Here is a 25,201-nt window from a genome sequence, read left to right on the forward strand (position 1 = left end):
CGGGATTTGCGGTGTGTCGGGGCGAGTGCCCTCGGACAGGGGCACGTTCACCCGGTGCTGGCCGCGGACGGTGGCGCTCTCCAACGAGGGCGGCGACGGCCTCGGGGGCCAGCCCGCGGTGGTCGGTGCGGGTGCCCGATGGTCGCGCACCCAACGAAAGCAGCGACGACGGTAGATGGCCCGGGTTGGCGGCAATCGGGGCTGGATGCGGGTGGTTGCGCGCCCGACGGGAGCGGCGAAGGCCCGCCGGTTCTGCGGGGCTCGGCCTCGGAGGGCGCCAGTACTCTCGTCCGGCGGCGGGGCGCGCGTCGAGGGTGACTGTGCGGTCATTCTCGGCACCGAACATGTCCCTACGGTCACCTTCGGTGCGGGGTGCACCCCCATACGCGCCCGCTATGCCCGGATTGTAGGTTTTCTGAGGGGTGATCGTGCGGTTTTTCCTCCTTCACGCGTCTGAAGGAGGAAAAACCGCACGATCACCGAGAGCACTACCGAGAACGCCCGCACCACCCCCGTTACGGGTGTCACCATCGGGCACCCGGAGCGGTTACTGGGGGCTGGCCCACCCGCTCTCGTCGCTGCTCTCGTTGGTCGCACCACGACCGGGCACCGCGCCGATTACCGCGGGCTGGCCCACCCACCGTCCTCGCTGCCCTTGTCGGACGCGGCACCACGCGCCCACCGCGGCGGTTTTCCGTTCAGTGTCGGGGCGACGAGCCCGGCACGAGCGAGCCCGCGAACACTACCTAGCCAGCCGTGCCGTCGCCGGCCGCCTGCTGGGGGTGCTGCGCGTTGGCCGACTCGGTCATGCGCTCCTCCAGCTCCGGGGGGACGGTGATGCTGAGGAGGTCGCGCGGCGGGACCGGCTGCTCGCCGCGTACCACCACGATTCGCTGGAAGATCTCCTCGATTTCCGCCATCACCTCGGGCTTGGTCGCGCCCTCGCCGCGGATGACGCCGCGCAGGACCCAGCGCGGGCCGTCGACACCGATGAACCGGACGCGCTGGCCGAGCTGCTGTCCGGACTCGTTCGTCTTGCCCTCGACCGGGACGACCGCCCGCAGTTCCGGGCCGAACGCGCCCTCGAAGTCCTCGGCCTTGCCGCCCTGCTCGGTGACCTGTTCGCGCAGTTCCTCGCGCATCTCGTCCCACAGGCCGCTGGACTTCGGGGCCGCGAACGGCTGCACCTGGAGTGCGCTGTTCCCCTTGATCAGGGTCACGCCGATAATCTTCTTGCGCTTCTGCGCGATGTTGACCTGGACCTCGATGCCCTTCTCAACGGGAACCCGGATGGCGCCGAGGTCGAGTCGGTCGATGTCCGGCGCGTCCTCCGTGACATCCCACGGGCCCTGGACCCGGTACTGGTCCTCGCTCTTGCCCGTCTCGGTCACCGGCGACGGACTCGCGACAGCCTCGGCGTCGCCGGTGGCGTCGTCCTGCTGCCTCTTCTTGTTCCGGCGTCCGAACACGCCCTACACCTCTCCTGCCTCGTTGTCCCCGGAGTCACCGGGGAGCGTGATCGTCATCCCCGCGCCGCGTGTCCGCCGGTGGAGCCGAACCCCCCGGTTCCGCGCGCGGACTCGGGCAGCGAATCGACTGCACGGAAGCGCGCCGACGCGACCTGCTGGATGACCATCTGGGCGATCCTGTCCCCACACGCCAGCTTGACGGGGGTGTGCCGATCCGTATTGCGCAGGGTCACCCGGATCTCGCCACGGTACCCGGCATCGACCGTACCGGGGGCGTTGACGAGGGTGACCCCGCTCCGCGCGGCCAGGCCCGAACGCGGGTGCAGGAACGCGGCGTAGCCCTCGGGCAACGCGATCGCGATACCGGTGCGCACGGTGGCCCGCGCGCCGGGTTCGAGCACGAGGTCCTCGACCGTCACGAGGTCGGCTCCCGCATCGCCCGGGTGCGCGTATTCGGGAAGCGGCGCCCGGGGGTCGATGCGGTGGACCCGCACCTCCACCGCGCCGGAAGAATCGCTACTCACAACTCGCGAGCTTATCGCGGCCCGGTCGCCCGCCAATACGCAGCAGACACCACCTGTGCGTCCCGCGTCCGCGGCCGAGTGCGCAACGGGACCGGACCACCGCTGGAGAACCGCGGCGGCGACTCGCGGTTCGCACGTCGTCGCCGCTCTCCAAGCCGAGGCCGCGGCGCGCGGCCGGCGGCGGTCTCGCGGATGCCCGCGCTGGGACCTGGCGGCCCCGCGGCGCCCGCGACACTCTGGGCAGCGGCGGCGGCTGTGGTGGGGCCCGCGCGGCATGGCAGTATTTCGACCAGACCTTCCAACAACTCGACGATTACGGCAAAGGAAGCGATCGACACATGGCAAAGAAGGAAGGTGCGTTCGCCGCGCAGATCGCGGGCGGCGCGGCCGCCCTCCTCGCCGGGTTCGCGGCGCGTAAGGTGCTGACCTTCGCCTGGACCCGGGCGACCGGCAAGGAGCCACCAACAGAGCCGGAATCCCTGGATGTCGGGCTCGGAGAGGCTCTGGGCTGGGCGGTGGTCACCGGTGTGGGCATGGAGGTCGCACGGGTTCTGGCTGTGCGCGCCACCCATAAGCGGATGCTGCCTCGGAGCGAGCGCGAGGCCGCCGGGGCGGGTCACTGACCCGTCCCGCCAACGGATCGAGGGGCGCCACCGAGCGTGGCGCCCTTCTTCGTACTGCGGGGCCTGCCGGCGCTCGGGTGACCGTGCCGCGCCGCCGCGGCACCCCTGCAGCGCGGGTCACCGGCCCACTGGCAGTGCGGAGGCGCGCAGGTCGCCGCGCACCGACCTAGCCAGTGCCACGGTCGCGGACCGGTTGAGCGCGCCGCCCGCCGCGGCACCGGTCAGGTAAGGGCCAAGAGTCGACAGATGCCGACCCATGACACGCATCAGCCGCTTGCGCAGCTCCGCCTTTGCCGCGGCCCCCAGGACGGCGGTGAGCGAAGCTCCCACCTGCATCCGGTCGAGGCCGCGCTTGGTCACCCAGGACATCAGGTAGCCGGAGCCGCGCTCCAGTCCCGATCCGGCCGGCCGCGCCCCGTAGACCTCGTGCAGCTCACCGATGAGCTTCACCTCGATGGCCGCGACCACCACGGCCTCGGCCGCGACCTTCGCGGGTGCGGTGAGCAGCAGCGGCGGCGCCACCGTCTGCACGGCCGCCAGGGCCCCGCCGGCGGCGCCGACCGCGGTGGTCGCCGCGGCCGCATTGCGCGCCAGTGCGTCAGCGAGCTCCTCACCGTCGAGGCCGTTGTGGTGTTGACGCAGTGTGCCGAGGTCGCGCACGGGTATGCGCGGGGCGATCTCGTCAGTGAACAGGTCGGTGAGCCAACGGCCGCCAGCGACTCCTTTGACCCCGGCGGCGCGGGCGCTCCGTGCCATGGCCCGGGTGAGCCGCGCCAGCAGCTTGGCGTTGTTGCCGCCGTCGTCGACGATGCGGCCGACCAGCTCCCCGACATCCTGCCCGGTGTCGTCCGCGTACGCCCCGTTTTCGCCCGGCGCGGGAGTGAGCTCCCCACCGGCACGGGTATCGTAGGAGTCACGGGCGCTGTCGTCATCGTGCTCGCTGTGTTGCACCCCGGTTCCTCCTCGCCTCTTGACCCATATGGCGCTTACCGACAAAGCTAGCCGATACGAGATCCGGGTTCTCGGCGGTGCGGCAGTACCAGCCGTACCGCGCACAATGATGCGCCCCCGCCCGTCGGGGACGCATCATTTGCCACGGCACGTGGGCCGTAGAGGCAGCACGAGGGAGGCCGCCGGCCTCAGGCAGTGCACTCCTTGCAAATGAGCTGCCCCTTGCGCTCCTCCGCGAGCTGGCTGCGGTGGTGGACCAGGAAGCAACGCGAGCACGTGAACTCGTCGGCCTGGCGTGGGAGCACGCGTACAGCAAGCTCCTCGCCGGACAGGTCGGCGCCGGGAAGCTCCATCCCCTCGGCGACTTCGTCCGGGTCGACGTCGATCGTGCTCGTGCCCTTGTCCACCCGACGTGCTTGTAGCTCCTGAAGGCTGTCCTCGTTGATATCCTCGTCGGTCTTACGTGGGCTGTCGTAGTCGGTGGCCATTCTGCTTACTCCATCCCCCTCGGTCTATGCCTCGTCGCGCGGGTGTAACGCTTGAGCGCCGCGTCTTGTGCCCGAATCGGTCGGAATCTTCCCGTAGCGATAGTGGACTATGCCCCTCCCAGCGCCACCGCGCCGAACGGGCAGCGCGCTGTCACCGAACGCGGTTGCCACGCCGCATGCCGCGGATCGGTTCCTTGTCATGTGCTACCCAACGCCCGGAGCAATCCGACCTATTTCGCACTCTTCCCTCGCACCGAGCGAGCGCGGGCTACTCCACGGGCAAGGTCAGAGCAGACACGTCCACGCCGGAAGAACTTCCCGCCGTGTTCACGCCCGGGAGAGCATACCCACCTTCAGCACCTGCTCTTACCCCGGGGCGCAGTGTCGTCGGACACGTATAGATACCATCTCGCGCGAAGACGCGCACCTTCTTACTCGTGAAATTCAACGGTTCGCGTTCGCCGGGGCCTCACGCGATGGGCCGGGGAAGCAGACAGTGACCACGAGCCCGCCCCCGGAACGGGGCCAGGCGGTCACGGTACCGCCGTGCGCGCGCACCACCGACCGCACGATCGACAGCCCAAGGCCCGCGCTGTTGCTGGAGCGCACCCGGTCGCCCGATCCGCGCCGGAACGGCTCGAACAATCCCTCGACCTCGTAGGCGGGGATGACCGCACCGGAGTTCTCCACCTGGACCGCGGGCATCGACTCGTAGAAACCGGACCGCACGGTGATCTCACCGTCGGCCACGTTGTACCGCACCGCGTTCTCGACCAGGTTGGCGACCAGCCGTTCGAGCAGCACCGGGTCGCCGGTTACCGGCGCGGCGCGCAGGTCCGAGCGCAGGGTCAACCCCGCCTCCTCGATCTCCTCGGAGAGCTGGCCGAGCACGGTGCTCGACACCTCGCCGATGTCGACGGAGGTGCGCACCTCCAGTTCGCGGTCGCTCTTGGCGAGGAAGAGCAGCCCGTCGATGAGGCGCTCGTGCCGGGAGTTGGTCTCCAGCAGGGTGCGCCCGATCGTCGTGAGGTCGGTGGACGCGTTGGGGTCGCTCAGCGCGACCTCCAGCAGGGTTCGGTTGATCGCGAGCGGGGTGCGGAGCTCGTGCGAAGCGTTGACGACGAACCTGCGCTGGCCGTCGAAGGCGCGGTCGAGGCGCTCCAGCATGTCGTCGAACGTGTCGGCGAGCTCGCGGATCTCGTCGTCGGGTCCGCTGAGCGCGATTCGCTCGTGCAGGGAGCGCTCCGAAAGCCGGCGGGCGATCCGGGTGATCTTGTGCAACGGGGAAAGGGCCCGGCCGGCCACCACGTAGCCCAGGCCGACGGCCAGCAGGCCGACGATGACCAGCGCCAGCATGGAGAAGCGGGTCACCTGGGACAGCACGTTGTCGATGAGGGAGTTCTTCACCGCCTCAACGACTTCCGGGTCGTCGCCGTAGGGGAAGTCGGGCTGCAGCGTGAAGGTCAGGTTGTCCAGGAGGGTAGCGATGATGATGTAGTTCAGCAGCAGGAGCAGCGACCCGGCGGCGAAGAAGAGCATGCCGTAGATCAGGGTCAGCCGGGCGCGCAGGCTGATGTTGTCGGTGAGCCGGTGCACACCGCGCGTCATGGACCCTTCGGAGCCCCCCGGCTGTGCCGGCTGCGTGGTGAGCCTGCGCCAGGTGCCGGTGTCGCCCGGCGGGGTCGCGGCGACCTCGCCCGGGGCCTCCGCGGGCGTCGCGCCGTCGCCGGCGGTACTCAAATCCGGTACCCCGCGCCGGGCACGGTCTGGATAACGGGGGGCTCGCCAAGCTTCTTGCGCAGCGTCATGACGGTGACCCGGACGACGTTGGTGAAGGGGTCGGCGTTCTCGTCCCAGGCCTTCTCCAGCAGCCCTTCGGCGCTGACGACCGTACCGTCAGCCCGCATGAGCACCTCGAGTACGGCGAACTCCTTGGGGGTGAGTGTGACCTCGTTCCCGTCGCGCTCGACCACGTGGTTGGCGGGATCGAGGGTGATGCCGTTGCGCCGCAGCACCGGGGGCAGTGGCCGGACCGCGCGCCGCCCAAGTGCCCGCACACGGGCGATGAGCTCAGCAAACGCGAACGGTTTCGCCAAGTAGTCGTCGGCGCCGATGGTGAGCCCTTCGACCTTGTCCTCGAGCTCTCCGGATGCTGTGAGCATCAGGATCCGGCCGGTGTAGCTCTGCTCCACCAGGCTGCGCGCGACGTCGTCGCCGTGGATGCCCGGAAGGTCGCGGTCGAGCACGATGACGTCGTAGTCGTTGACCCCGATGTGTTCCATAGCACTATCGCCGTCGTAGACGACGTCCACGGCCATTGACTCGCGCCGCAGCCCCACGGCCACAGCCTCGGCGAGGACCTGTTCGTCCTCGACCACCAGTACCCGCACGTCACCCTTCAACTTTCCGAGCGGCCGGGAGGGCCGCTGCCGGCGCATCCCCCAACACACCGGCAGCGGCGTCTATCCCCCGGCTTCACTGACCGTTATCGCACACTTCGAATAAGGATGGAGTAAACCACCGCTCGCCACGCTGCGGCGACGCCATCCGGAGGGAACGGCGGTACAACCAATTCCACCGCCCCAGGACCGGGCGTGGCAACCGAACACCCCTACCCGCGAGACGCGGGTCTGCGACTCTGGCCAGGAACCGGGAAGCCACTGGCGGGGCGGTGGCCCCGCACCGGGCCACACTCGGGCCGCTACGCACGGGAAGGCGCCGCCGGCGTATCCCCCAACCGCCGGCGGCGCCCTTCACCCCGCACATCTCAAATATGCCACATCTGAAATAAGAAACAGGTAAGCACTGGCGCGAGAAAGCGATTGTGGTGTAGCGCACCCGCCAGCGCCGGGCCCGTTCACACCGAATTCACGCCCCTGCCGACGATAGCGCCGAACACCTTGGCATGATGGGGATCCCGCGGAGCACCCGATTCGATCACAGCTCGGCTACATCCACCAGGGAAGGTTTCAGTTGGGACGCACCGCGGGTAGAGCCAGCAACCGCCGGACCAAGCGGCGCGGAGCGACCACCGTGTCACTTCCGGGCCGCACCCCGGTCCGGCTTGCGGCTCTTACGACCCTTGTCCGCTGAATGGGTGCCGTAGCACCGGGACTGATTCGGCGTCGTCACAACGCTGTGACATACGACGCAGCGCAGACACGAGCATGAGTGAGGTGAAATGGGCGAGTTCGTCGCTGAGATCAAGACCCGTATCTCAGAGACCGACAGGTCGCTCCAAGCGGCTCGCGCCGCTGGAGACGAGTTCCTCGCCGACGCGCACGCGTCGGAGTTGGAGGATCTGCACCGCATCGCCGTTCTCAACGGTATTGACCCGCACTGCGCGTAACCCTTCGAGGCGTTGAGGCGTCAGCCCTCCGAGGCATCGAGGGTCCCAGGGCCGGCCGGATCTCTCCGGTCGGCCTTTTTGTGCTGGTCAGGCCTTAGCCGGCGTGCGGCGGGCCGTCTGTGTCGGCGCCCAGCGGTTCGAGCAGGTCGTGCAGCTCCTCGAAGAGGCCGGGAACCGCCGCAATGATGAGATCCGGGGTCGCTGGCGCCCCGCGCAGGCCCCCGACCCGCACTCCGGCCTCCCGTACGATCAGCGAGGCGGCGCTCCAGTCCCAGGTGTTCAACCCCCGCTCGTAGTAGGCGTCGGCCCGGCCGTGCGCGACCGAGCACAGGTCGACCGCCGCCGATCCGCCGCGGCGGATGTCGCGCACCCGCGGCAGCACGGTACGCAGCACCTCCGCCTGGTAGGCGCGACGCTCGGTGCTGTAGCCGAAGCCCGTGCACACCAGCGCCATCTCCAGCGGAACAGCGTCGCGCGCCCGAAGCGGCGTGCCGGAGCAGAAGGCGCCGCCGCCCAGGGTGGCGGTGTAGGTCTCGTCGCGGCTGGGGACCGCGACCACGCCGGCCACGACCTCGCCCTCGGACTCCGCGGCGATCGAGACCGCCCACTCGTCCCGCCCGTACAGGTAGTTCACCGTGCCGTCGATCGGGTCGACGATCCAGCGCACCCCGGAGGAGCCGGACTCGGTGCCGCCCTCCTCGCCCAGCACGGAGTCGCCGGGCCTGGCATTGAGCAGGCGCTTGCGGATCAGCTCCTCGACCGAACGGTCCATCTCGGTGACCACGTCGGTGGGTGAGGACTTGGTGTCGAGCACACCGATCCCGGCCTGACCGCGGGCTGCCAACTGCCCGGCCTCGCGGGCGACGTCGGCGGCCAGGTCAAGAAGGTGTGCGGGTTCGGCTTCGAGCATCGTGGAATCCCCCGTTGTTCTCGTCTGCGCCGCGGCTTACGACCCTACCGGCCGGGCACGGCAGCAGTCGGCTCCGTCCGCCGGGCACGTGGGCAGCTCACTGAGCCGTGTCCGCCCGACTTCGGGATCGGCACGCTCGGCAACGAGCTCGCGCACCATCGAGACGAACCTCGGATGCGTCCCAGGCGCGTGCGCTCGGGAGAAGTGCATACCGAGGCCCCGCGCGGTATCGGCCGCCTCATGGTCCAGGTCGTACATGACCTCCATGTGGTCGGAGACGAACCCGTGCGGCACCGCGACGACCGCGGAAACGCCCTCGTCCGCCAGTTGCGCGAGCCGGTCGTTGATGTCGGGCTCCAGCCAGGGCTGGCTCGGCGGGCCACTGCGGCTCTGGTAGACGACCTCGTAGTCGTTGCCGGTGCCCAGGCGCTCGCTCACCAGGCGGGCGACCTCGGCGAGCTGCGCGACGTAGGCCCCGCCCGGTCCGTACTCCTGCTCCGGCGTGCCGCTGGCGTCGGCCATGCCGGTGGGGATGGAGTGCGCGGAGAACAGCAGCCTGGCACCGGCTCGCTCGCTGGTCGGCAGGTGCTCCAGCGCCTGGCGGGTGTGGTCCGCGAGCGGCTCGACGAACCCGGGGTGGTCGAAGAACGGCGGTATCAGGTCGATCCGCGGGGCGTCCGGCCCGGCGGCCTCGCGGGCGGCCTCGATGTCCACGATGTAGGCGCCGTGGCTGGAATAGCAGCTGTAGGCCGACGTGGCCAGCGCGACGACGTTGCGCACGCCGTCCTTGGCCATCTCGGCCACGGTGTCGGTGAGGAGCGGGTCCCAGAACCGGTTTCCCCAGTAGATCGGGAGGTGCGCACCGTTGGCGGAGAAGTCGGCGCGGACCGCCTCGATCAGGTCGCGGCATTGCTGGTTGATCGGGCTGACCCCGCCGAACAGAAAGTAGTGCTCGCCGACCTCGGCGAGGCGCTCCCGGGGGATGCCCCTCCCCCGGGTGACGTTCTCCAGGAACGGGATGACGTCCTCGTTGCCCTCGGGCCCGCCGAAGGAGATCAGCAGAAACGCGTCGTATGGCCTCATGGTCCCTATGAAACCAGCTCACCGGAGCGACCGCCCTCGGGCCAGGAGTGATATGCGCCCGGAGCGGTCCGGGCCGCCCAGCGGGCCCGCGCCGGACAACCGCGGCGCGTCTCCCCTCCGCGCCCCGCCCAACTGCGCCGGGGCTCGGGCGTGCGGGGCGCGGGCGGCCGTAGGCGTCGCCGCGTCCCGGTAGCCTGCTCTCCCGACCCGCCGCCGCGCGCCTGCGTCGCGGCCCGATACCCGAAGAGGACTCCGCGATGTCGAACGTGGTGTGGCACACGTGGTCCGGCACCCACCAGGCGCGCCCCCGCCGATTGCGCTTCCCGAACAGCACCGGGGACGTCGCCGCCGCGGTGCGCTCCGCCGCCGGGGAAGGGTTGCCGGTGCGCATGGTCGGGTCCGGGCACTCGTTCACCGGGGTCGCGGTGACCGACGGCATGCTGCTCGCGCCCACCGCACTGAGCGCGCTGCGCTCAGTGGATCCGCAGGCCGGCACTGCCACCGTCGAGGCCGGTCTGCCGCTGCGCGACCTCAACGAGGCCCTGGCGGGCCACGGTGTGGCGCTGGCCAACATGGGGGACATCGCGACGCAGACCGTGGCGGGCGCGGTTCAGACCGGTACGCACGGCACCGGACGCGACACCGGCGGGCTCGCCGCCCAGGTCTGTGCGATGGAGTTGGTCCTGGCCGACGGAAACGTTGTGACCTGCTCGCCCACCGAGAACGCCGGGTTGTTCGACGCGGCCCGGGTCGGGCTCGGGGCCTTCGGGGTGGTGACGGCGCTGACCGTGGCGGTCCGGCCGGCTTTCCTGCTGCACGCGCGTGAGGAGCCGATGCCGCTCGACGAGATCCTGGAAGGGCTCCCCCAGCTGCGGTCCGAGAACGAGCACTGCGAGTTCTACTGGTTTCCGCACACCGGTCAGACCATTACCAAGCGCAACAACCTCTCCGAAGGGCCGGCCGCTCCGCTGCCGCCCTTCAGCGCGTGGTTGGCCGACGAGTTCCTGTCCAACTCGGTCTTCGAGGTGGTCAACCGGTTCGCGCGGCGGGCGCCGGCCGCGATCCCGGCGATCAACCAGCTCTCCGCCCGGTCGCTGTCGGCGCGCCAGTACGTCGACGCCTCGTACCGCGTGTTCACCAGCCCGCGGCGCGTGCGCTTCGTGGAGATGGAGTACGCCATTCCGGCCGAGGAGCTCGCCGACGTCCTGCGTGAGATCCGCGCCACCATCCGCAGGCGGGGGCACCGGATCAGCTTTCCTGTCGAGGTGCGCTTCGCCCCGGCGGATGACGCCTGGCTGTCCACCGCCTACGGACGGGACACCGCCTACATCGCGGCGCACGTCTACCGGGGCGCCCCGTACGAGGACTACTTCAGCGACCTCGAAGCCGTGTTCACCTCTGTGCGGGGCCGGCCGCACTGGGGCAAGCTCCACACGCGCGACACCGCCTACCTCGACCGGGTCTACCCGTGCTTCAGCGCGGCCATGGACCTCCGCGACCGGGTCGACCCGGAGCGCCGCTTCGGCAACGACTACCTGACGGACGTGCTCGGCCCCTGATGGCGCCGGTACCGCGGGCATGGAAGCCGGAACCGCGCGGTTCCCCAGACCGGGGGCACGCCCCGTCCGCCTCGCGCGGTGGACGGCACGCCAGGGGCCGCTACGGGGCGCGTCCGGTCAATCGTTCCGCCCGCCTTCCTGGGGCGCGGCCCCGCCGTCGCCGGTGCCATCCTCCTGCGTGCCGTCCTGCTCCTCACTGTCCTGCTCGGGCGCGTCCTGCTGGCCGCCGTCCTCACCGGTTCCGGGGTCGTCCGTATCCCCGTTCGGGGCCTCGGTGTCGCCACCGGTTCCGGGCTCCTCACCGGGCTGGCGGGTCTCCCCGCCGGGTTCCCCCTGCTCGGGCGCGTCCTGCTGCGGTGTGCCCTCTTCCTGGTCTTCGGGGTTCTCGGTGCCGGGCGCGGGCTCGTCATTGGGCTGCTCCTGCTGCTCCACGGGGGACCCGCCCAGGACCGTCGGCCCGGACCGGGTGTCCCGGCCGTGCACCGTGTCGGTGAGCGAACGCCCGGTGAACAGCTCGAACGCCAGGATCACCAGCATCACCAGAACGAAGACGGCCAGGGCGGGAATGAGCAACCCGCGCCACCGGCGCCACCAGGACCGCCTGTCCTCGGGTGGCGCGTCCGCGCCGGCCGCCGCGGTTTCTTCCCGGTCGGGCTCAGTGGGCATCGCCCGGGTCTCGTCCGCCGGCTCTTCCGCGCCCCCGCCCGCCGCGGATCCGAGGGCCTCGGTCTCGTCCCGGCTGCCCGACGAGCCCGGAGACGACCGGGTGCCCCACGCGTCCCGCGCCTCGGGCCGGGGCGGGGTGTCGGACGGTTCCGGGGGCTCGGTCGAGGCGGCGAGCAGCGTATCGGCGTCGGCCGCCGCCCCTGGGCCGCGCTCGGTCAGGTCGCGCGTGGCGCTCCCGGCCGCCCTGCCGCGCTCGCGGGGGAGCGCTCGCGCGCGTCCCGCGATGTCCTTCGCCCGGTCCCCGCTCCGCTGGAAGAAATGCTGCATGACCGCGGTGCCGGCCGTACTCAGCACGCTCATCACCGCGGCGCCGATGATCGTGCCGTAGACCCCCAGGTAGGACGCGGCAGTCGCGGCCGTCATTGTGGCGAGGCCCGCTCCGGCGACCTGAGACGTGCTCAGCTCGATCCGCCTCTTGCGCGCCCGTTCCTCGACGTCGCTCAATCCTCCCCCTCGTAGCGCGGCACTCAGCGGGCGCCGCGCTCAGGCCCGTCGGACCTGTGGCGGGAGGCGTGTCGACACGCCTCCCGCTCCCCCGTCGTACCCGGTCAACCAGCGGAACCGGGGTGGATGTTCCGTCTTTCGGTGGTCGGCTGGATCACATGCGTGCCGCACTCGGTGTGTCGCTTTGCGTGGCGCCACCTCGTCTGGCGCGTTGGGCGCAACGCCGCGTCCCGCTTGGTCGGCGGATGGTGTTCCCTGCTTCGAGATAGCATCCCCGGTGGGAGGTCAACCAGAGAGACCAAACGGGCTCATGACGCCCCTGTGGCCCAGTCCGCTCGCATGCCAGGATGGCACGATAGGAACTCCGGGACTTCTCTGGGCAGGCTGCCTCGTGCCCGGAGGGACACGCACGGTTCGGACATGCCGGGCGCGGTACTGGCCGAACGATCGGATGCCGAAGAGACTGAGAACGTGGGGGGATAGCCCGGGACTTACCCTCGACGGGACGCGAAAAGGAGGGCGATGCAGGAGCTTCGCCTTGTCGCCGTCAGTGAGGACGGTACGTACCTGGTCTTGGCCAGTACCGGCCGTGGGACCCGATTCATGCTGCCCGTCGATGACCGTCTCCGCGCCGCAGTGCGCGGCCAGTTCTCCCGGCTCGGCCAGTACGAGATCGAAGTGGAGAATCCGTTGCGCCCGAAGGAAATCCAGGCCCGGATCCGCTCCGGGGAGAACGCGGAGGCGATCTCCGAGTACTCCGGGATCCCCATTGAGCGCGTGCGCTGGTTCGAGAGCCCTGTGCTACAGGAACGCGAGTACATGGCGCAGCAGGCCCAGCGCGCGACCCTGCGCCGCCAGGGAGAGACCACCCCGGGGTCCCCCCTCGGCGAGATCATCAGCGACCGCATCGGTGCCCACCAGCTTGAGACTGGCGACGCCGTATGGGACTCCTGGAAGCGCGAGGACAACACCTGGCAGCTCAAGCTCGTGTTCCAGATCGCCGGTGAGGAACGGATGGCGCACTGGGTGTACGAGCCGCGCCGCCGCAGTGTCACCCCGGCCGACGATGAGGCCGTGCGTCTCTGCGGCCCCGACTCCGGCGAGCCGCTGGACCTCGGGCCCGGCAGCGCCAACGTGACCCCGTTCGTCCCGCGCCGGCAGGGAGGCGCGTCGAGCGAGCCGGCCACGACGCAGGCCGCCCCCCTTTCCCCCGCACCGTCGAACGGCTCCCCCTCGTCCGACCCACCGTTGCGGTCCGCTCCCCCAGAGCGGCCCACTCCCCCAGAACGGCCCGCTCCCCCGGAGCCTCCGGCGGCACCGGGACGCGTCTCCGGAACGACCGAGCACACCGAGACCTCCCCCGCTGCCCAGCGCGGGCCCGAGACCAGCGCACCGGCGCGCCGCGCGGCCGATGAGGCACCCAAGACAACGCCGGCCAGCGAGACGGTCGAGACCGTGAAGCCGGTGGCGCCCGCCGATCCCCCCGCGGAGGTCGAGGCCCCCGCGGAGGTCGAGACCGCCGAGACCCCGGCCGCGCGCACTGCCGTACCCGAGGCGCCGGAGCCGCCGGCCGCGCGCACCCCCGTCTCGTCGGGGCCGCCCCCCAAGGAACACCAGGACCAACAGGACCGCAAGGAACGCCCCAGGCAGCGCGAGGCCCCGGTCTCGGCGGCCGCTGGAGGCGGTTCCGGCTCCACCGCCGGGGACACCCAGTCGGCCGCCAAGCGCAAGGGGCGCGGCCGCAGGGCGTCCGTTCCGTCGTGGGACGAGATCATGTTCGGATCCAAAAAGTCCGATTGAGCCCGCGGGTGGGCCGGCCGGGCGGTACGGCTCGCCCGCCCCGGTAAGGCCGGTGCACTCGCGCCGGGTCTCTAGTCGGCCCCGTCCTCTGCGTCCTCTGCTGACTCGCCGCGGGCCCGCTCGGGTCCGCTGTCGGGCTCGTCCGGTGCCGCCACCAGAAAGGGGCGCACCATGTCCGGGGTCACGGCCCCGGCGAAGCCGACCGACTCCTCGAACCCGGCGTCGATGGCGGTATAGGCACCATTGCCCGCTCCCACCGCGAGCTCCAGGTGCGCCAGCCCTACTCGCCGCTGGAACAGGCTCTGCGACCAGGTCCACCCGATGATGGCATCGCGTCCGACTACGGCCTGCTCCCGCCGCAGCGACCCGGACCGCACGCTGACCCGCCGGCCGTCGAACCCGTGCCCCAGCGATCGGTAGCGGTCCATCCCGAGCGGAACACCCAGCAGAGCCACGAACGCAAGGGCGCCCGCGAGCACGTTCAGCCCGCTCACCCAGGCGACGGTGGCCAGTGCGGCGAACGGCGCGATCGCGCGGAACAGCCGGCGGCCCAGGGCGGCCCTGGGATGCGGAGCCAATGTGCCGCGGAACGGATCCAACGCCCGCTCGACGACCTGCGCGACCCGTTCGCGCGCGCCAGTGGGCAGCAGCATCGCCCGGGTCGCGGTATCCCCCAACCCGGTCACGACCGCGCGGAGCCGGACCGCCCGGCGCAGGCGCTCCAGCGGGCTGTCGAGGAGCTCGTAGCCGCGGATGCGGCGGTACTCCAGGGTTACGCTGCGCCGGGTGAACAGCCCGCGCTCGGCGATGAGCGAGCCATCGCTCCGGCGCAGCGTGAAGCCCCAATGAGCGACGCTGTAGCTGACGACCGCGAAGACCGGCATCAGCAGCAGCAGTACCACGAGGACCGCGATGCCGACCCAGATGACCAGCGTGGTCTCCCTGCCCGCCAGCCATCCCATGGCCTCCCTGGCGGCGCCCGCCTCGCTGAGGACCTGACCAACCAGCCCCATGGCCGCGGCGAGCGCCGCGAACGGGGTGACCAGGTAACCGAGGCTGAGGAGCGCGTAGAGGTACCAGCTCGGCGGCATCACGAAGTAGACCGTCTCGGGTTCCTCGGGGGCGGGCCGCCGCTCCGTTGACGCGGTGGCGGCCGCGGGCGCGCTCCCCGCAGCGGCTGAGGAGTCCCGCGCGGCCGTCGCCTGTCCCGGCTCGGCCGCCTCGCCCCGCAGGACGGCGCGCCGGTGCAGCAGAACGCTGCGCAGCCGCTCGGCCTCCGCGACGGTGACGGCGTCGAGCGTGCCTTCCTCCTCCTTCCCGCCCCCGGCCGCGGCCTCGACCTTGACGACGGCCAGTCCCAGCAGGCGGTGCAGCAGGTTCGACGTGACGTCGACGCCGCGCACCCGTTCCAGTGGGATGGTCCGGTGGCTGCGGCTGATCAGCCCGCGCCGGATCTCCAGCCGCTCCGCCCCCACCTGGTAGCGAAACGTCAGGTAGGTGAAGAATCCGGTGGCGATCATCGCGGCGACGGCCGCCGCGGCGCCGCCCAGAACCCACGGGTTGAAGTTGCCGACGACGACCGCGACACCAAGCGGGACGATGAACCCCCTGAGCGTCTTGATGGGGGCGGTCACCATCGACCTGGGGCTCAGCCGGTACACCGGCTCCGGTGCGGGGACCTGGTCCGCGGCGGGCGCGTGCTCGGGCCCGGAGCGGCCTTCCGGGCCGCCGGCGCTCGTGTCCGGGCCGGGTTCCGGTTCCTCGTGCGCACTCACGTGGCATCGTCTCCGACGTCGCCGACGCGGAGCGCGAGTTCCTCGGAGATCCGCTGCGCCTCGGCGGCGTCCAGGCCCTCAATGGTGGACGACCCGGCGTAGGAGGCCGTCTGCACCCGCAACGTGGCCAGCCTGAACATCCGCTCCAGCCAGCCCTGGGTGGTGTCGACCGTCTGGATCCGGCCCACCGGCACGAGCTGCCAGGCCCGGCTCAGCCAGCCGGTGCGGGTGTAGACGACGTCCGCCGTGACTTCCCATCGATGCACCCGGTACCGCCAACGCGGCGCGACCACGGTTTTGACCAGCGCGTACCCCGCGTAGAGCACGGGGATCCACCAGGCGCGCTCCAGCAGCCAGGCGGGAACCCAGGACCAGCCAGCGGCGACCACACCCCACACGGCCGCGATGAGCACGGCGGTTATCAGGATTGAGGACACCGTGTGGGACAGCGTCCACATCGGTACGGCACGCGGCGATACGCGGTGCTGCGGCGCGCGCAGGCGGGTCGTCATCACGTCCCGAGTCTAGGTCGGTGATGTGGGCGTGTGGTGGGGCGTCCAACGAGAGCGGCGCGTATCCAGCGACCGGTCGGACGGATTCGCGGGGATGTCCGGTGCGCTCGCGCACCGGGACCAGTGCCGGCCCATCAGGTTGTTCCTCCCTGTCAGGGGCGATGTCAGCGTTTTGTCAGTACCCGTACCGAAACTGGGGGTTGTACCCCACGTTTACCGGTAGTTTTGTACACCTGTTCGGATTCGTGCGGGGCGGGGGACCGACGGTCCGTCCATCGTGGCGGCGCGTCCCTGCTCCCCTCTGCACCGAGATCGTTTTCCTCCCCCGTTTGAGGCGGGGACATCCACGGAGGAGATCAATGACTGACGCCATCCGCGCGGAGGGCCTGGTCAAGAGATTCAAGAACGAAACAGCGCTCGCGGGGGTCGACCTCACGGCACGTACGGGAGCCGTGCTGGGGATTCTCGGGCCCAACGGCTCGGGCAAGACCACCACGGTGCGCATCCTCTCCACCCTGTTGCGCCCCGACGAGGGCCACGCGACCGTCGGCGGATACGACGTCGTCAGGGACCCGCATCAGGTGCGCCGCCAGATCGGACTGACCGGGCAGTACGCCGCGGTGGACGAGGAGCTCACCGGCACGCAGAACCTGGTGCTGTTCGCGCGGCTGCTCGGCTTCACGCGCGCCGGCGCTCGGGCGCGCGCCGCGGAGCTCCTGGAGCGGTTCGCGCTGAGCGACGCCGCCGGCCGCGCGGCCAAGACCTACTCGGGCGGCATGCGGCGCCGGCTGGACCTGGCGGCGAGTCTCGTCGGCCGGCCCAGCCTGCTGTACCTGGACGAGCCGACCACCGGCCTCGACCCGCACAGCCGCAACGAGATGTGGGACGTGGTCCGCGGCCTGCTCAACGACGGCGTCACCGTGCTGCTGACCACGCAGTACCTGGAGGAGGCCGACAACCTCGCCGACGACATCATGGTGCTCGACCGCGGCAAGGTCATCAGCCAGGGCTCGCCCGACCAGCTCAAGGCCCGCGCGGGCACCCAGGTGCTGCAGGTGCAGCCGATGGAGCCCGGCCGCCTCGCCGAGGCGGTCAAGATCGTGGAGGACGTGTCGGGTTCGGAGGCCCGCTCCACGGAGTCCACGGCCAACGCCGCGGTGACCGACCCGAGCGTGCTGCCCGAGGTGGTCCGCCGTCTCGACGACCAGGGGATCACCCTGGCCGAGCTGACCCTGCGCAAGCCGAGCCTGGACGAGGTGTTCCTCGCTCTCACCGGCCGTCCGGCCGACGACGATCCCGGCAGTGGCGGCACCACCCCACCGACCCTGGAAAGGACGAGTCATTGAACGCCGCCACCACAACGGAGCGGCCCGTATCAGCGCCCGGGCCGAGCACGACGGTGCGGATCACGCCGGCGACCACCATGCAGCACGGGGCGCTGCTCACCTGGCGCAGCCTGCTGAAGATCAAGCGGAACCCCGAGGAGATCCTCGGGCTGACGTTCATGCCCATCATGTTCGTGGGACTGTTCGTCTTCGTCTTCGGCAACAGCATGACCGACGGGGGGTGGCAGGTCTACCGGGACTTCATCATTCCGGGCATCACCGCGCAGTCGGTGATCTTCGCGACGGTGGGCACCGGGGTCACCCTCAACACCGACATCGAGAAGGGGATCTTCGACCGGTTCCGCTCCCTTCCGGTGGCGCGGTCGGCACCGCTCATCGCCGCGATCCTCGGCGACATGGTCCGGTACCTGCTGACTGTGCTGATGGTGCTGATCGTCGGGTTCGCGATCGGTTTCCGCCCTGAAGGCGGACTGTCCGGCGTCCTCGCCTCCACGGCCGTGGTGATGCTCTTCGCGTTCGGGTTGTGCTGGCTGTCGGCATTCATCGGGCTGCTGCTGCGCACCCCCATGGCGGTGCAGACGTTCGGCTCGATCTGGATGTTCCCGCTGACCTTCGCGAGCTCGACCTTCGTCGACCCCGACAACATGCCCTCCTGGATGGCCGCGTTCGCGGAGATCAACCCGGTGACGCACGTGGTCGACACGATGCGCGGGCTGCTGCTGGGCGGCCCCGTGGCCGAGCCGCTGCTGTGGACCTGCGCCTGGACGGTCGTTCTCACCGCGGTCTTCTTCCCGCTGGCGACCCGCACCTACCGGCGGCGCTCCTAACGGACAGGGCGGGCGCTCGCGGTCACTCCTGCGGCGCCCGCTCCCGGGTCCACCCGCCGATATCGGCGATGATGCGCTCGTTCGGGGTCTCGGTGGCGCTGCGGTGCACCTCGGCGAACCGGGCCGCGCCAAGGCGCTCGCGCACCGCCTCGCGCACCCGGACGACGTCGGACTCGGTCTCGTTGGGCAGCCCCCGCACTGCCTCAGCGTAGCCGAGCAGGGTTGCCGCGCGTTCGGGCTCCTCGCCGTGCGCCTGCTCCGCGAGCAGCTCGATGACGAGGGCGGCCTGCACGGCGTCCAGTTCGAGGGCCAGGCTGTCCCAGGCGGTGACCGCGTGCCGCCACGACTGTGCCCGATCGCCGGCGACGCGCGCGAGCATCGCGCAGCACATCGGCTCGGTATGGCTGCGCATGATGGGCCCCATGGCCCGGACCCGCCGCAGGACGTCGCGCAGGATCGCGTTGGCGCGCGCGGTCGCGCCGCGGAACCGCTCGACCTCGGCTTCGGCCATCCGCAGCAGGAACAGCGCGTCGTACTCCAGTCCCCCCGTGTCGATCCGTTCGAGTTCCTCCTGTGCGGCGTCAACCCGCCCCTGTGCCGTCCCGACGAGCGCACGCCGGCACCGCAGGACCGCTTCCAGACCGGTGGCGCCGATCTCCGCGGAGAGCCGCACGCCCTCGTCGAGCAGGTCCGACTCCCGATCGAGGTCGCTGAGGTGGACCAGATCGACGATGAGCAGGATCGCCTGCGCGGCGCCCCACCGGTCCCCCAGGTCCCGGAGCTCGTGCAACCCCGCCATACACAGGTCGAGAGCCCGGGCTGCCCTCCCGCTCTGCATGGCGACCAGCCCGCCCAGCACTTTGGCGGTGGCGCCCAGCCACGGGCCGCCGTCCACCATGACGCGCTCCAGGCGGCGCAGGACGGAGTCGCGGTCGTGGCCGAGCATGCTCTGGAAGACGGGCAGGAAGATCAGTGTCTCGTGCCGCTCCGGGAGGATTCCCGCCCGGGCCAGGACGTCGTCGACCCGTCGCATCTCCACCTCGGCGGAGTATCCCTCCTCCTCGGCGAACGCGGACGCGGCGAACAGGCACTCGACGTAGCCCACCACTCGCCCCTCGGGTGGTTCGTCCCCGACCAGGCGCAGCAGCTCGGTGGAGCGGCGCCTGAGATCGGACCAGTCGTCCGATATCTGGTGGTACCAGACGGCGGCGTGGTACAGGTCGAGCGCGAGCTCCACCTCACCGGCGTCGATGGCCCAGCGCTGCGCCGCCGTGAAGTTGTCGTGCTCCACGCGCAGTCGGGCGAGCCATGTGAGCTGCTCGGACGTGCGCAGCTTCGGATCGGCCCGGCTCCACAGCTTGAGGATGTGCTCGGCGTGCGCACGGCGCAGCTCCTCTTCCTCACCGGATTCGGTGAGGCGCTGTCCCGCATAGGCGCGCACGGTCTCCAGCATCCGGTAGCGCGGGTGGGTCGAGCTCTCGTCGGGCACCGGCTCAGCGACGATGAGGGACTTGTCGACCAGGGCGAACAGCACCGACCAGACGTCGCGCCCTCCGACCCCCGGGCCGCCGCCGTCACCGCAGACCTGTTCGACCGCGTCGAGGGAGGCGCCACCGCTGAACACCGAGAACCGGCGCAGCAGGGCACGCTCGGGCTCGGCGAGCAACTCCCAGCTCCAGTCCACCACGGCCTGCAGTGTCTGGTGCCGCGGCAGGGCCGATCTGCTGCCGTTGGTCAGCAGCCGGAAGCGGTCGGACAGCTTGGCGGCGAGCTGCGCCAGCGGCATCGCGCGCACCCGGGCGGCGGCGAGTTCCAGCGCCAGCGGCATGCCGTCGAGTTCCCGGCAGATGCGCGCGACATGCTCGGCGTTGCCCTTGTCGACGGTGAACCCGGGCGAGGCGGCGGCCACCCGCTCCGCGAACAGTTGTACCGCCGGGTAGTCGGCGACCTCCTCGGCCGGAGTGCCCTCGGGCGGCAGCGCCAACGAGGGCACCGCAAGCAGCCGCTCTCCGTCCACTGCCAAGGGCTCGCGGCTGGTGGCCAGGATCCGCAGCTCGGGGCAGGCGCTGAGCAGCCGCTCGACCAGTTCGGCGGCCTCGGTCACCACGTGCTCGCAGTTGTCCAGGATCAGTAGCGGCGACTGGGAGGCCAGCGCCTCGACGATCCGGGAGACCGGGTCGACCGCCGGCCCGGTGGCCGCGGTCTGCATGACCAGGAGTGAGCGCTCACGCAGGCCGAACGCGGACAGCACGGCGTGCGGGATCTCGCTTCCGGCGCCGATGGGTGCCAGGTCGACGAACCAGGCCCCATCGGCGGCGAGGTCCGGAGCGCGCTCGGCGATGGCGGCCCCGGTCTCGATCGCCAACCGGGTCTTGCCCGCACCCCCGGGGCCGATCATCGTGACCAGGCGCTGGCTGCGCAGCAGGTCCACCGCGGTGGAAACCTCCCCCTCGCGTGCCACGAAACTGGTGAGTACGCGCGGGAGCCGCGTGACGGGCTGCGCGGTGCTGTCCCTGTCCGGAGGCGGCGCCGACCGCAGCTCCCCGCGAAGCACCCGCAGATGCAGTTGCTGAATATGCGCGGAGGGGTCGACGCCCAGTTCCTCGGCGAGTCCGCGGCGCAACCGGTCGTATCCGGCCAGCGCGTCGGCCTGGCGTCCGCAGGCGTACAGCGCTCGCATGAGCAGCTCCACCGGCCGTTCGCGCAGCGGCTCCGTTGCCACCATCGCTTCGATCTCGGGCAGGGCGGTGTGGTGGTCACCGGCGTCGAGCAGGCAGCCGAGGCGTTCCTCGGTGACGCTGCGCCGCAGCTCGGCCAGTCGGACCGCGATGTCGTTGGCGGTGCCCGTCTCCGCGAGATCGACCAGAGCCGCCCCCCGCCACAGAGCGAGCGCCTCGCCGAACATCCGCGCCGCGCTGCGCGGGTCGCCATCGGCGCGCAGCCGGCGCCCGGTGGCGACGAGATCCTCGAACTCACACAGGTCGATCCGGGAGCGCGAGACGTCCAGCCGGTAGCCAGCGATGTCGCCGTGGAGCGGCGTGCCCTCGCCCAGGGTCCGCCGCAGCCTTGACACCAGCGCCTGGAGCGCGTTGCTTGCGCCCGAGGGGGCGTCGTCGCCCCAGATGCCGTAGATCAGCCGGGTGGTGCCGACGGTGCGTTCCGGGTCCAGCAGCAGCAGGACGAGCAGTCTGCGCAGGCGCGCACCGCCGACGGGGACCGGCTCCCCGTTGTCGTCACGCACGGCCAGAGGGCCCAGGATGGAATAGCGCACCGTCCCATAATCCCTGATGTCCCGCCGCTGGTGACAATATGTTTCCCCCGAAAGGGGACGCGCCGCGCCGGGCGCGCTGTGCGCTGGCCGCCGGGAGTTCGGAGTGCGGGCGCGAGCACACAGCGCGGTCGCAGGCGCGCTGGCCCCCGGAGCGGAGTAGGGTTCCAGGGGAGATTCGCGGCCGAGCCTCCAGCGGCTCCCTGCCCGGTGGGGCGGGGCTCCGGCCGGCGACTTCCGCAGCAGACCAGTTTCACCGTTCCGCAGGAGCCCCATGTTCCCGGTCGCACCCACCCCATTCGCCGGCTCGCGCCGCGGCTTTGGTCCGGCCCACGTGCGCGCACGGCGCCGGTCCGCCGCCACGGGCGGCGTCGCCGTGCTGCTGGCCGCGATTACGGGCTGCGCCTCCCTCTCGTCCGGGGTCGAGAGCGAGATGAGCAACGACATCAACGTGAACAGCACGATGATGCAGGAGGGGCGTCCCCTACCGGAGCCCTACACCTGTGAGGGGGGCGTCTCGCCGCCCCTTGAGTGGTCGGGCATCCCCGACGACGATCGGGTCTCCTCGCTCGCCCTGGTCATGGACGACCCGTCCGAGGCGCGCGTCTACTGGGTGATCTACGGAATGGATCCGCAGGTCCCGGAGATCCGGCAGGACAGTGTCCCGCAGCCGGGGCGCCAGGGGACCAACACCGCGGGCGAGGCGGCCTACGATCCGCCGTGCCCAGAGGAGGACGCCACCAACGAGTACCGGTTCACGGTCTACGCCCTCGATAACGAGCTTGACCTCCCGGAAGGGGCATCGTTGGAGGAGTCCCTGGAGGGAATCGCGGCGCGCGCCATAGCACGGGGCTCGCTCACCACTACCGACCAGTAGTGAAATACGGCACAATCACCTCAGGAATGTTTCTCTTCATTCCGGACACATAGCCCAATCGCATCCCCACTGAACACAGCGGGAAGCCCCCGTTTCCCTCTGCACTCATCCCGCAACTATGCATAAAGTGGATCCGTGCCCCCCGCCTATTTCCTCATGACCACATTCGGACAGCACACAGCGAGGCACCGACAGCACTCCGCTCACGGGCGGAGGAACGTCGGGTGCGTCACCCCTCACTCCAGGGCCAGTGGCCGTGCCACCGGACACCTGGAAACCGGCACCCCGGGGCCGCGCCTGTGCACAACGGATATGGTCGCCAACCGCGTGCGAAGCGGCTCGGCCATAACGGCATCCGGCCTTGAGAGGCGGGTGCCGCTGTCACCGGTGCCCGCTGACCACATCACCCCCGCCGGTGGCACCCCTGTCCCACAACCCGCCGCAGGCCCTAGGGTGGTGCGTTCACCATGACAATCCTCATCGCCATCATCGCCGTCATTGTCGTCCTCGCTGTGCTCGTGCTGATCCTGCTGGGCATGCGCGCGCTGAGCATCAACAACACCCGCGATGACGACCTCGAGGACGACTTCGAGGACGAGCGCGTCGAACCCGCCGACGAGTTCGACGCGGCGGACGAGGACGACGAGAAGCACGAACGGGGCCGCCGCCCCCGGGGACGCCGTTCCCGCGCCGCCGAGCCGCGGCCCGCCCGCCGCACGCGTTCCCGGCGCAACCGCGATGATGACTGGGATGACGACTCGGGTGGGCTCTCCGACAACGAGTTCTGGTCGAGCCTTTCCGACGACGACTCCCGCTTCGGTCGCGACGGCGACGCGCCACAGCGCCACGAACCTGCGCAGGCGCCGCGCGGAGCCTCGGATTACGACGAAGCCGCCGGATACGGCGACACCCCCGAACCGGCCACCCGCCGCGGGCGGCGCGCGCAGCGGAGCAGCGATCCCGCCGCCGCTCCGGAGAGCACACCCGCGGCGGGCAACGATTTCGCCAACCCCGATCTCGCCAAGTTGGCCAGTCTGGGACAGGGCAGCGGCCCCACACCGGCCGCAACGCCGCCCGAGGGCACCGACCCCTCCCCGCAGCCGGTGCGCGACCCTGGGCCCGCGCCGGCCCCGCAACCAGCGGCTCCGGCCCCGGCTCCAGCGCCCACCGCCGCGACCAGACCGGACCCGCTGAACGACCCCCTGAACGACCCGCTCGGTGCCCCCTCGACGCGCGACACGGGTGCGCAGAGCATCAGCGAGACCCGGTCGTGGACCCCACCCGGGCCAGCGGGCACCGGCCCGGCACATCGCACGACCTCATGGGACACCCCCTCGCCTGCCTCCTCCCCGGTCAACGACCCCCTCCCCGCGCCGCCGCACACCGGTTCCGCCCTCGGCGCGCACTCCGCGTACGACGCGGGAACCCGCGCCCCCGCCTCCTACGAGCCGAGCGGCCCGGCCGCCCCTAGCTACGATCCGGGCCTTTCCGCCGCCCCCAGCTACGATCCGGGCCTGCCCGCCTCCCCTGGTTACACCGCGAGTGGGCCGATCTCCTCCGGCTACACCTCCAGCTACACCCCTGGGAGCGCTGGCTCGCCCTACGACACGGGCAACTATTCCCGCCCGCCCTACGACTCGGGCACCCCCACGCGCTCTCCCTACGACACCGGCACCTACTCCCGCCCCAGCTACGACCCGCCAACCCCACCCAGCTCGCCCTACGACACGGGCAACTATTCCCGCCCGCCCTACGACTCGGGCACCCCCACGCGTTCCCCCTACGACACCGGCACCTACTCCCGCCCCAGCTACGACCCGCCAACCCCACCCAGCTCGCCCTACGACACCGGAAACCACGCGCGGCCCGCCTACGACACCGGAAGCCTGCCGCGCCCCACGCAGGGCTCGGGGCCGCTCGGCATTCCCGGTTCGGACGGGCACCCGGTCAGCGACCCCCTCCCCCATCCGGCGAGTCCTCCTCCCCCCTACCAGCCGGCGTCCGGCCCCGGCACGCCGCCCTGGACGAGCCCCGAGCCCGGATCCTGGCGCGGTCCGGAGCCCGGCACGGGCAACCAGCCGCTGTTCGGCCCGGGTGGTGGGTTCCACCCCCACTCGCCCTACGACACCGGCAACTACTCCCGGCCCGCCTACGACACCGGCTCCTACCCCCGCCCCGAACCCCCCGCCAACTACCCCGGACCAGCCGCCGGACAGGCCCCCTCGCCCTACGCGGGCTCCGGGACGGACCGCCCGGCGTACGGCACCGAGATGGGCACGCAGCCCCCGCCCCGTGACCAGACAGGCTGGAACCCCTCCACCGGTGACCAGCCGCGGTTCGACCCGGGTGGTGGATTCCACCCCCACTCGCCCTACGACACCGGCAACTACTCCCGGCCCGCCTACGACACCGGCTCCTACCCCCGCCCCGAACCCCCCGCCAACTACCCCGGACCAGCCGCCGGACAGGCCCCCTCGCCCTACACCGACGCCCTCGGCAACCCGCGGGCCGCACCGCCGCCGGAGCACAGGGACGGGTTCGACCGCGGCTACGACGCGCCGACTGGGGAATGGCCCTCCTACGGTGGCAACGGGCCAACACGGTTCGATCCGGGCGACTACCGCTACGGTGACGGCCGGTTCGGCTGAGTAGGGACGCCGCGTACGCAGC

At 71.1% G+C, this 25,201-nt stretch carries 20 protein-coding genes; 8 read left to right on the forward strand and 12 right to left on the reverse strand.

What is annotated here, in order from left to right:
- Window positions 1–746: 746 nt before the first annotated feature.
- Entirely contained in the window at window positions 747–1,469 is a 723-nt protein-coding gene (locus F4561_RS14695) for a DUF3710 domain-containing protein (RefSeq protein WP_184579479.1), read from the reverse strand.
- A gap of 53 nt (window positions 1,470–1,522) precedes the next feature.
- A complete protein-coding gene (gene dut, locus F4561_RS14700) occupies window positions 1,523–1,993 on the reverse strand; it encodes a dUTP diphosphatase (protein WP_376773660.1) in 471 nt (156 codons plus the stop codon).
- Between the two features lie 338 nt (window positions 1,994–2,331).
- Here dut and F4561_RS14705 point away from each other — a divergent pair, with 338 nt between their 5' ends.
- The gene (locus F4561_RS14705; protein WP_184579483.1) at window positions 2,332–2,616 is read left to right on the forward strand and encodes a DUF4235 domain-containing protein; all 285 of its coding nucleotides are present in this window, start codon (window positions 2,332–2,334) and stop codon (window positions 2,614–2,616) included.
- A gap of 117 nt (window positions 2,617–2,733) precedes the next feature.
- Here F4561_RS14705 and F4561_RS14710 read toward each other — a convergent pair whose 3' ends face one another.
- The 4 genes from F4561_RS14710 to F4561_RS14725 all read right to left on the reverse strand — a co-directional run bounded on the left by F4561_RS14710 (window position 2,734) and on the right by F4561_RS14725 (window position 6,445).
- On the reverse strand, window positions 2,734–3,567 hold the full coding sequence (locus F4561_RS14710; protein ID WP_184579485.1) for a hypothetical protein: 834 nt from the start codon (window positions 3,565–3,567) through the stop codon (window positions 2,734–2,736).
- A 188-nt stretch (window positions 3,568–3,755) separates the two neighbouring features.
- Window positions 3,756–4,055: a DUF4193 domain-containing protein gene (locus F4561_RS14715; RefSeq protein ID WP_184579487.1), complete on the reverse strand. Its 300-nt coding sequence runs from the start codon at window positions 4,053–4,055 to the stop codon at window positions 3,756–3,758.
- A gap of 444 nt (window positions 4,056–4,499) precedes the next feature.
- Complete coding sequence (locus tag F4561_RS14720) at window positions 4,500–5,795, reverse strand: sensor histidine kinase (RefSeq protein WP_184579489.1); 1,296 nt, start codon at window positions 5,793–5,795, stop codon at window positions 4,500–4,502.
- Window positions 5,792–6,445, reverse strand: a complete 654-nt coding sequence (locus F4561_RS14725; RefSeq protein ID WP_184579491.1) for a response regulator transcription factor — start codon at window positions 6,443–6,445, stop codon at window positions 5,792–5,794. Before F4561_RS14725 ends, F4561_RS14720 begins: the two co-directional genes overlap by 4 nt.
- A 791-nt stretch (window positions 6,446–7,236) precedes the next feature.
- Between F4561_RS14725 and F4561_RS14730 the strand changes: the two genes are divergently transcribed.
- Window positions 7,237–7,404: a hypothetical protein gene (locus F4561_RS14730; protein WP_184579493.1), complete on the forward strand. Its 168-nt coding sequence runs from the start codon at window positions 7,237–7,239 to the stop codon at window positions 7,402–7,404.
- Window positions 7,405–7,498: 94 nt separating this feature from the next.
- On the opposite strand, the gene F4561_RS14735 is transcribed toward F4561_RS14730, so the two are convergent.
- Complete coding sequence (locus F4561_RS14735; RefSeq protein WP_184579495.1) at window positions 7,499–8,314, reverse strand: inositol monophosphatase family protein; 816 nt, start codon at window positions 8,312–8,314, stop codon at window positions 7,499–7,501.
- Window positions 8,315–8,350: 36 nt separating this feature from the next.
- A complete protein-coding gene (locus F4561_RS14740; protein WP_184579497.1) occupies window positions 8,351–9,397 on the reverse strand; it encodes a ferrochelatase in 1,047 nt (348 codons plus the stop codon).
- Between the two features lie 257 nt (window positions 9,398–9,654).
- Here F4561_RS14740 and F4561_RS14745 point away from each other — a divergent pair, with 257 nt between their 5' ends.
- Entirely contained in the window at window positions 9,655–10,956 is a 1,302-nt protein-coding gene (locus F4561_RS14745) for a D-arabinono-1,4-lactone oxidase (protein WP_221445491.1), read from the forward strand.
- A gap of 117 nt (window positions 10,957–11,073) precedes the next feature.
- On the opposite strand, the gene F4561_RS14750 is transcribed toward F4561_RS14745, so the two are convergent.
- Window positions 11,074–12,126, reverse strand: coding sequence for a hypothetical protein (locus F4561_RS14750; RefSeq protein WP_184579499.1), 1,053 nt, complete (start codon window positions 12,124–12,126; stop codon window positions 11,074–11,076).
- Between the two features lie 522 nt (window positions 12,127–12,648).
- Between F4561_RS14750 and sepH the strand changes: the two genes are divergently transcribed.
- On the forward strand, window positions 12,649–13,926 hold the full coding sequence (gene sepH / locus F4561_RS14755) for a septation protein SepH (RefSeq protein WP_184579501.1): 1,278 nt from the start codon (window positions 12,649–12,651) through the stop codon (window positions 13,924–13,926).
- 71 nt (window positions 13,927–13,997) lie between these two features.
- On the opposite strand, the gene F4561_RS14760 is transcribed toward sepH, so the two are convergent.
- A complete protein-coding gene (locus tag F4561_RS14760) occupies window positions 13,998–15,701 on the reverse strand; it encodes a PH domain-containing protein (protein WP_312885275.1) in 1,704 nt (567 codons plus the stop codon).
- A complete protein-coding gene (locus F4561_RS14765; protein ID WP_184583655.1) occupies window positions 15,698–16,213 on the reverse strand; it encodes a PH domain-containing protein in 516 nt (171 codons plus the stop codon). The genes F4561_RS14760 and F4561_RS14765 overlap by 4 nt, the downstream gene beginning before the upstream one ends.
- 359 nt (window positions 16,214–16,572) lie before the next feature.
- Between F4561_RS14765 and F4561_RS14770 the strand changes: the two genes are divergently transcribed.
- Window positions 16,573–17,559: an ATP-binding cassette domain-containing protein gene (locus tag F4561_RS14770; RefSeq protein WP_184579503.1), complete on the forward strand. Its 987-nt coding sequence runs from the start codon at window positions 16,573–16,575 to the stop codon at window positions 17,557–17,559.
- Window positions 17,556–18,386: an ABC transporter permease gene (locus F4561_RS14775; RefSeq protein ID WP_376773661.1), complete on the forward strand. Its 831-nt coding sequence runs from the start codon at window positions 17,556–17,558 to the stop codon at window positions 18,384–18,386. The genes F4561_RS14770 and F4561_RS14775 overlap by 4 nt, the downstream gene beginning before the upstream one ends.
- Before the next feature lie 22 nt (window positions 18,387–18,408).
- Here F4561_RS14775 and F4561_RS14780 read toward each other — a convergent pair whose 3' ends face one another.
- Complete coding sequence (locus tag F4561_RS14780) at window positions 18,409–21,657, reverse strand: ATP-binding protein (RefSeq protein WP_184579506.1); 3,249 nt, start codon at window positions 21,655–21,657, stop codon at window positions 18,409–18,411.
- 271 nt (window positions 21,658–21,928) lie between these two features.
- Between F4561_RS14780 and F4561_RS14785 the strand changes: the two genes are divergently transcribed.
- A complete protein-coding gene (locus tag F4561_RS14785) occupies window positions 21,929–22,531 on the forward strand; it encodes a YbhB/YbcL family Raf kinase inhibitor-like protein (RefSeq protein ID WP_184579508.1) in 603 nt (200 codons plus the stop codon).
- A gap of 467 nt (window positions 22,532–22,998) precedes the next feature.
- A complete protein-coding gene (locus tag F4561_RS14790; protein ID WP_184579510.1) occupies window positions 22,999–25,179 on the forward strand; it encodes a hypothetical protein in 2,181 nt (726 codons plus the stop codon).
- Window positions 25,180–25,201 lie beyond the last annotated feature (22 nt).

The organism is Lipingzhangella halophila (assembly GCF_014203805.1).
GTDB lineage: Bacteria > Actinomycetota > Actinomycetes > Streptosporangiales > Streptosporangiaceae > Lipingzhangella > Lipingzhangella halophila.